Source organism: Halopseudomonas aestusnigri, from assembly GCF_002197985.1.
Classification (GTDB): Bacteria; Pseudomonadota; Gammaproteobacteria; order Pseudomonadales; family Pseudomonadaceae; genus Halopseudomonas; species Halopseudomonas aestusnigri.
Genome location: NZ_NBYK01000027.1, coordinates 1 through 7531 on the forward strand (window position 1 = coordinate 1; position 7531 = coordinate 7531).

The following is a 7531-nucleotide window of genomic DNA, read 5'->3' on the forward strand; positions in this document are numbered from 1 at the left end:
GCCTCAGGCTGCGCTGCAATACCCGTAGGGCCACGACATGTCGTGGCCGCAAGGTGGATGCGCAGGCTGTTGGCGCACCGGACGATCTGCCGGCCCGGAATTCGCGGGCGCGGCATGCCGCGCCCCTACAGCTGTACCACCCGCAGCTCTTTCGGCATGCTGAAGACGATGTTTTCTTCCTTGCCCGCCAGCTCCTCTGCGCCGGTGGCACCCTGGGCGTGCAGGTGGGCAATCACCTGGCGCACCAGCACATCCGGCGCGGAGGCGCCTGCGGTGACGCCGACATTCTGCGCGCCCTCCAGCCAGGCCGGTTGAATCTCTTCGGCACCGTCAATCAGGTAGGCAGGCGTGCCCATACGCTCGGATAGCTCGCGCAGGCGATTGGAGTTAGAGCTGTTCGGGCTGCCGACCACCAGCACCACATCGCAGGACGCAGCCAGTTGCTTGACAGCATCCTGGCGGTTCTGGGTGGCGTAGCAGATGTCATCCTTGCGTGGCCCGTCAATCGACGGGAAACGCGCACGCAACGCGTCGATCACCCGCGCGGTGTCGTCCATCGACAGGGTAGTCTGGGTGACAAACGCCAGGCGCTCAGGGTCTTGCACCTGCAAGCGTTCGACATCTGCCTCGTCCTCAACCAGATAGATCGCCCCGCCATTACTGGCGTCGTACTGCCCCATGGTGCCTTCGACTTCAGGGTGACCCGCGTGGCCGATAAGGATGCATTCGCGCCCTTCGCGGCTATAGCGGGTCACTTCCATATGCACCTTGGTCACCAGCGGGCAGGTGGCGTCAAACACCTTGAGACCGCGATCCGCCGCCTCCTGACGCACAGCCTGGGACACGCCGTGGGCGCTGAAGATTACGATCACGTCATCCGGCACCTGATCGATTTCTTCGACAAACACCGCGCCACGATTGCGCAGATCCTCGACCACAAACTTGTTGTGGACGACCTCGTGACGCACATAGATCGGCGGGCCGAACACTTCCAGCGCGCGATTGACGATCTCGATGGCTCGGTCGACACCGGCGCAGAAGCCGCGGGGGTTGGCCAGTTTGATCTGCATGAAAAGCCTCGCTGGAGTATCGAAAGAATGGACCGACCGCTGAGGCGATCAGCGTACGCCGACGATCTCGACATCAAAGGTAATGACCTTGCCGGCCAGCGGATGATTGAAGTCGACCTCGACCACCGAATCATGCACCTGCTTGACCACGCCCGGCAACTCGCCGCCGGCGGCGTCGGCAAAGATCACCAGCAGCCCCGGCTCCAGCTCCATTTCGTCAAACTGATCGCGGGCTATGGTCTGGATATTCTGCTCATTGCCGGGCCCGAAGCCGCGCTCGGGCTCGATCTCGAAACTGCGGCAGTCGCCGGCCTTGAGACCGAACAGCACCTGCTCAAAACCGGGCAACAGACTGCCGTCACCCACCTTGAAGGTAGCTGGCTGCTTGTCGGTGGTGGTGTCGACCACGTCGCCATTGGGCAGCTTGAGGGTAAAGTGCAGGGTTACTTCGGACTCGTGACCAATACGTGTTTCTGTCATGGGAATCTCGCCTGGAAAGCCGGGCCCGCTGGCGCGGGCCATCGATCAATTTTGCTCCGGCTTCCTGCCGAAAAACATGTCGAACAGCAGCAGTGCCGCACCGACGGTAATGGCACTGTCGGCAATATTGAAGGCCGGGAAGAACCAGCTCTGCTGCCAGTGCACCAGAATGAAGTCGGTCACCTTGCCGTGAATCACCCGGTCATACAGGTTGCCGATGGCGCCACCCAGAATCAGTGCCAACGCGATGGCTTCGAGCTTCTTGCTGCGATCCAGCCGCGCCAGCCAGACGCACAGCACTGCGCTCACAACGACTGCGATAACGGCAAACAGCCAGCGCTGCCAGCCACTGGCGTCGGCCAGAAAGCTGAACGCGGCACCGGTGTTGTAGGCCAGGGTGAAGCTGAACAGGTCATCGATGATCGGCACCTGCTGATGCAACCGCAGCTCCGACACAGCCACCCATTTGGTCAACTGATCGAGCACAATGACCAGCGCCGACAGCACCAGCCAGATCAGACTGCCCTTGCGGACATCAGGCATGCTTGCGTACCTCACCGGCGCCTTCGATGTTCTCGACGCAGCGACCACAAATGTCCGGGTGAGCGGCGTGGCTGCCGACGTCGGCGCGCAGGTGCCAGCAGCGTGCACACTTGGCAGCGTCTGACTTGACGATCTGCAGCTTCAGGCCTGGAACCTCGGTTTCTACCGCCTGCTCGCCCGCCTCGGCCAGCGGTGCCAGGGTAGCCTGCGAGGTAATCAGCACAAAGCGCAGCTCATCGCCCAACTGGGCCAGCGCGGCGCGCAGGCTGTCATCGGCGTAGAGGGTGACTTCGGCTTCCAGGTTGCCACGCAGTACCTTGGCATTGCGCAGGTTTTCCATTTCCTTGTTGACCGCCTCCTTCACGCCCATCACCTGCTCCCAGAACGCACGACCCAGCGCCTGCCCTTCCGGCAGCGCCTCAAGCCCTTCGTACCAGGTGGTGAGCATGACCGACTCGCTGCGCTCGCCCGGCAGGTACTGCCACAGCTCTTCTGCGGTGAAGCACAGAATCGGCGCAACCCAGCGCACCAGCGCCTCGGCAATGTGGTACAGCGCAGTCTGACAGGAGCGACGCGCGACACTGTTCGCCTGGGTGGTGTACTGACGGTCCTTGATGATATCGAGATAGAAGCCGCCCAGTTCCTGCACGCAGAAGTTGTGCACCTTCTGGTAAACGTTCCAGAAGCGATAGGTTTCGTAGGCCTCGACAATCTCCTGCTGCAGCAGCAGGGCACGGTCAACGGCCCAGCGATCTAGATCCAGCATCTGCTCGGCCGGCAGCGCGTCAGTTGCCGGATCAAAGCCGCTCAGGTTGGACAGCAGGAAGCGCGCGGTATTGCGAATACGGCGGTAGGCATCAGCGCTGCGCTGCAGGATCTGATCGGACACAGCGATTTCAGCGGTGTAATCGGTCGAGGACACCCACAGACGCAGAATGTCGGCACCCAGGGTGTCGTTGACCTTCTGCGGCGCGATGGTGTTACCCAGCGACTTGGACATCTTGCGGCCCTTCTCGTCGACCGTGAAGCCGTGCGTCAGCAGGCCACGATAAGGCGCGTGACCGTCGATCGCACAACCGGTCAGCAGCGACGAGTGGAACCAGCCGCGATGCTGGTCGGAGCCTTCCAGATACAGGTCGGCACGCGGCCCCTGATCGTGGCCCATCGGGTGCGAGCCGCGCATCACGTGCCAGTGGGTCGTTCCGGAGTCGAACCAGACGTCCAGGGTATCGCTGATCTTTTCGTACTGGGCTGCTTCGTCGCCCAGCAGTTCGGCCGCATCCAGATTGAACCAGGCATCGATCCCCTGCTGCTCCACGCGCTGGGCAACCTGCTCGATCAGCTCGACGGTGCGCGGATGCAGTTCGCCCGACTCGCGGTGCAGGAAGAACGGGATCGGCACGCCCCAGTTACGCTGACGGGAGATACACCAGTCCGGGCGGCCAGCAATCATGTTGTGCAGGCGCTGCTTGCCCCAGCCAGGAACAAAGTCGGTCTCTTCAATGGCCTTGAGCGCGCGCTCGCGCAGGGTCTCGCCACCGGCGACCGGCACATCCATGCCGACGAACCACTGGGCGGTAGCGCGGTAGATCAGCGGCGTCTTGTGGCGCCAGCAGTGCATGTAGCTGTGCTGAATGCTCTGATGCTTGAGCAGCGCGCCCACTTCCTCCAGCTTGGCGACGATGGCCGGATTGGCCTTCCAGATGAACTGGCCGCCGAAGAACGGCAGATCCTGAACGTAGACACCGTTGCTCTGCACCGGGCTGAGAATGTCATCGTTGTGCATGCCGTACTGCTTGCAGGTACGGAAGTCGTCTTCACCATAGGCCGGAGCCGAGTGAACGATACCGGTACCGGCGTCCAGCTCGACATAGTCAGCCAAGTAAACCGGCGACAGGCGGTCATACAGCGGGTGACGGAAGTTGATCAGTTCAAGCGACGCACCGGCGGTGGTAGCGAGCACCTGGCCTTCCAGGCCATAGCGCGCCAGACAGTCGGCAACCAGATCTTCGGCCAGCACCAGCAGGCGCTCACCGGTATCAACCAGCGCGTAATTGAATTCGGGGTGGGCATTCAGCGCCTGGTTGGCAGGAATGGTCCAGGGTGTTGTGGTCCAGATAACCATGGCTGCCGGCTTGGGCAGCGCATCCAGACCGAAGGCCGCCGCCAGCTTGTCGGCATCCTCGACCGGGAAGGCAACATCAATGGCTTCGGACTTCTTGTCCTGATACTCGACCTCGGCCTCGGCCAGCGCCGAGCCACAGTCAAAGCACCAGTTGACCGGCTTGAGGCCCTTGAACACTACGCCCTGCTCAACCATGCGGCCCAGCGCGCGAATCTCGCCCGCCTCGTTGGCGTAGTTCATGGTCAGGTAGGGATTGTCCCAGTCACCCAGCACGCCCAGACGAATGAAGTCGGCCTTCTGCAGCGCAACCTGCTCGCCGGCATATTCGCGGCACAGCGCACGCACCTGATCGGCCGGCAGATGCTTGCCGTGGGTCGTTTCCACCTTGTGCTCGATCGGCAGACCGTGACAGTCCCAACCCGGCACGTAGGGCGCATCGAAGCCCGACAGGGTCTTGGAACGGACGATCATGTCCTTGATGATCTTGTTGAGTGCATGACCGATATGAATAACGCCGTTGGCGTACGGGGGGCCATCGTGCAGGACAAACTGCGGCCGCCCCTGGCTGACTTCCCGAATCCGCTGGTACAGGCCGTCCAGACGCTTGAGTGTCTCAGGTTCGCGGTTCGGCAGCCCGGCCTTCATCGGAAAATCCGTGGCGGGCAGATTCAATGTCGCTTTGTAGTCGGTCATTTTCTATCAGGCTCTCGAAAAATTTACAGACCCCACTGGGCCCTGGCGGCAGCAAAATCGGCCTTGATCGCCGCCTGCAATGCGTCCAGCGAGTCGAAACGCTTTTCGTCCCGCAACTTCTGGTGAAAAACGACGGTCAGCCGGTGACCATACAGATCGCCGGAAAAATCAAACAGGTGCACCTCCAGGTGCGCCTTGCCATCCCCACTGACCGAAGGGCGCTTGCCGATATTGGCCACGCCCTTGAGCACCACACCATCCAGCTCAACGCTGACGCGGTATACGCCGTGCAGCGGCGGATTGACCCGCTTGAGCTGAACATTGGCGGTCGGCGCACCTATGGTACGTCCCAGCTGTTGCCCGTAAACCACACGCCCGGTAATGCTGAACGGGCGACCAAGCAACAGCGAGGCGAGAATAAAATCACCTTCGGCCAATACCTGGCGCAGACGGCTGCTGCTGATCCGCTCCCCGCTCTCGGCGACCGTATTGGCGGCTTCGACAGTAAACCCGTGTGCACTCCCGCTTTGCTGCAGGAAGGCAAAATCACCGGAACGGTCACAGCCAAAGCGGAAATCGTCGCCAACTTCAAGGTGACGCACCCCCAGACCATCAATCAGCACCTGCTGCACAAACTGCTCGGCGCTGAGCTCGCGCAGCCTGCGGTTAAATGCCAGGCACAGCACGCGATCCACTCCGTTGTGTTGCAGCAGGGTCAGCTTCTCGCGCAAGCGGGTCAGCCTCGGTGGCGCGGCGTCAGGCGCGAAGAATTCGCGCGGCTGCGGCTCGAAAATCACGACGCAGCCGGGCAGCCCGAGACGCTCGGAGTGCGCACGCAGGCGCGCCAGAATGGCCTGATGTCCAACATGTACACCATCGAAGTTGCCGATAGTGGCGACACAGCCCCGGTGCCGGGGCCGCAGGTTATGTAAACCGCGGACCAGTTCCATAATGCTCGTCAGTGGTGGGTCAATCGAAACGCCGCAGTATACAGGCTTGCGGGGTTGCGCGTCATGCCGTTCAACCCCGTGCACCGCGCAGGTCACGCACACGCAGGCCCAGCGCAAACAGTATGCCGAGGTAGACCACCATGCCGCCCACCACCAGCAACGTCATCTCCCAGGCCTTGCGCTGCCAGCCCCAGGCCAGCCAATCAGCCGTTGCAGGCACCATCCACAATAGCAGCGCCGCCATCGCGGCGGTTGCCGCAAACAATCTGAGGGCAAATCGCGTCCAACCCGGCTGCGCGTGGTAGACACCATCACGGCGCAATCCCCACCAGAGCAGCCCGGCATTGAGCAGCGCCGACAGCGATGTGGCAAGCGCAAGGCCCACGTGCTGCAGCGGCCAGATCAGCAGCAGGTTGAGCCCCATATTGGAGACCATGCAGATAATGGCGATGCGCACCGGCGTTTTCGTGTCCTGGCGGGCAAAGTAGCCAGGGGCCAGCACCTTGATCAGCATGAAGGTCATCACACCAACGGAGTAGGCTCGCAGTGCAGCGGCCGACTGGCTGACGTCATCGCCGGTCATCGCACCATAATGAAACAGCGTGGCAATCAGCGGCTCGGCCAGCAACAGCAGCGCCAGCGCGGCGGGCACACCGACCAGCAGCACCATGCGTACCGCCCAGTCCAGCGTGCGACCGAATGCCTTGAGGTCCTCACCGGCATGCTGGCGCGACAAAGCCGGCAGAATGACCGTACCGATGGCAATACCGAATGCACCCAGCGGTAGCTCCGACAGCCGATCGGCGTAATACAGCCAGGAAATGCTGCCGGTCTGCAGAAAGGACGCCAGCACGGTATCCAGCAACAGGTTGATCTGGCTGACCGACACGCCGAACAGCGCCGGCACCATCAGCGTCATGATGCGCTTCACGCCGGGATCACGGCGATTGGGCCGCGGCACCGGCAGCAACTTGATCTGCGCAAGAAACGGCAACTGAAACAGCAGCTGGGCAACACCCGCGATAAACACGCCCCAGGCCAGCGCCATGATCGGCTGCGCAAAATAGGGTGTAAGGAACAGGGTCGCGCCGATCATGCAGACGTTCAGCAATACCGGCGTGAACGCCGGAACCGCGAACCGACCATAACTGTTGAGGATCGACCCGCACAGCGCTGTCAGCGAAATCAGAAACAGATAGGGAAAGGTGATGCGCAGCATGTCGGTCGCCAGTGCCAGCTTGGCGTCATCCCCATGAAAGCCCGGCGCAAACAGGGTGATGATGACGGGCGCGCCGGCGACCCCGAGCGCCGTGATCCCGGCCAGCGTCAGACCGAGGGTCCCGGTCACGCGGTCAACCAGTTGCCTGACCTCGGAAAGGGTGAACTTGGTGCGATACTCCGACAGCACCGGCACGAAGGCCTGGGCAAAGGCTCCCTCGGCAAACAGGCGACGCAGAAAGTTGGGGATTTTAAAGGCGATAAAAAATGCGTCTGCTTCGGACTGGGAGCCGAAATAGGCCGCAACGACGATGTCGCGCACCATGCCCAGCACCCGCGACAACAACGTCATGACGCTGACAACAAGGCCGGATCTGAGCAGGCTTGGTGCCTTGGGTGCAGCAGGTTCAGGAGCAGCAGGTTGAGACATGAAATATGGCACCAAAATAAAA

General features: G+C 61.9%; 6 protein-coding genes. All 6 read right to left on the reverse strand.

Going from position 1 to position 7531, the window contains the following annotated elements; translation table 11 throughout:
* Nucleotides 1-125: 125 nt before the first annotated feature.
* Nucleotides 126-1070 (reverse strand): 4-hydroxy-3-methylbut-2-enyl diphosphate reductase, encoded by a 945-nt coding sequence (gene ispH / locus B7O88_RS17645; RefSeq protein WP_088278090.1) that lies wholly within the window; start codon nucleotides 1068-1070, stop codon nucleotides 126-128.
* A 48-nt stretch (nucleotides 1071-1118) separates the two neighbouring features.
* Nucleotides 1119-1550 carry an FKBP-type peptidyl-prolyl cis-trans isomerase gene (gene fkpB, locus B7O88_RS17650; protein ID WP_088278100.1) on the reverse strand — a complete coding sequence of 144 codons (432 nt, stop codon included), beginning with the start codon at nucleotides 1548-1550 and terminating at the stop codon, nucleotides 1119-1121.
* 45 nt (nucleotides 1551-1595) lie between these two features.
* Entirely contained in the window at nucleotides 1596-2093 is a 498-nt protein-coding gene (gene lspA / locus B7O88_RS17655; RefSeq protein WP_088278092.1) for a signal peptidase II, read from the reverse strand.
* Nucleotides 2086-4911, reverse strand: a complete 2826-nt coding sequence (ileS, locus tag B7O88_RS17660) for an isoleucine--tRNA ligase (protein WP_088278094.1) — start codon at nucleotides 4909-4911, stop codon at nucleotides 2086-2088. Before ileS ends, lspA begins: the two co-directional genes overlap by 8 nt.
* Nucleotides 4912-4934: 23 nt before the next feature.
* Nucleotides 4935-5861: a bifunctional riboflavin kinase/FAD synthetase gene (ribF, locus tag B7O88_RS17665; RefSeq protein WP_088278096.1), complete on the reverse strand. Its 927-nt coding sequence runs from the start codon at nucleotides 5859-5861 to the stop codon at nucleotides 4935-4937.
* Between the two features lie 70 nt (nucleotides 5862-5931).
* Entirely contained in the window at nucleotides 5932-7509 is a 1578-nt protein-coding gene (murJ, locus tag B7O88_RS17670; protein ID WP_088278098.1) for a murein biosynthesis integral membrane protein MurJ, read from the reverse strand.
* Nucleotides 7510-7531: the final 22 nt, after the last annotated feature.

What these genes read in the sequence shown, in the direction of transcription:
- murJ (WP_088278098.1), bottom strand. Translation starts at nt 7,509, where the DNA reads ATGTCTCAACCTGCTGCTCCTGAACCTGCTGCACCCAAGGCACCAAGC.
- ileS (WP_088278094.1), bottom strand. Translation starts at nt 4,911, where the DNA reads ATGACCGACTACAAAGCGACATTGAATCTGCCCGCCACGGATTTTCCG.
- fkpB (WP_088278100.1), bottom strand. Translation starts at nt 1,550, where the DNA reads ATGACAGAAACACGTATTGGTCACGAGTCCGAAGTAACCCTGCACTTT.
- ribF (WP_088278096.1), bottom strand. Translation starts at nt 5,861, where the DNA reads ATGGAACTGGTCCGCGGTTTACATAACCTGCGGCCCCGGCACCGGGGC.
- lspA (WP_088278092.1), bottom strand. Translation starts at nt 2,093, where the DNA reads ATGCCTGATGTCCGCAAGGGCAGTCTGATCTGGCTGGTGCTGTCGGCG.
- ispH (WP_088278090.1), bottom strand. Translation starts at nt 1,070, where the DNA reads ATGCAGATCAAACTGGCCAACCCCCGCGGCTTCTGCGCCGGTGTCGAC.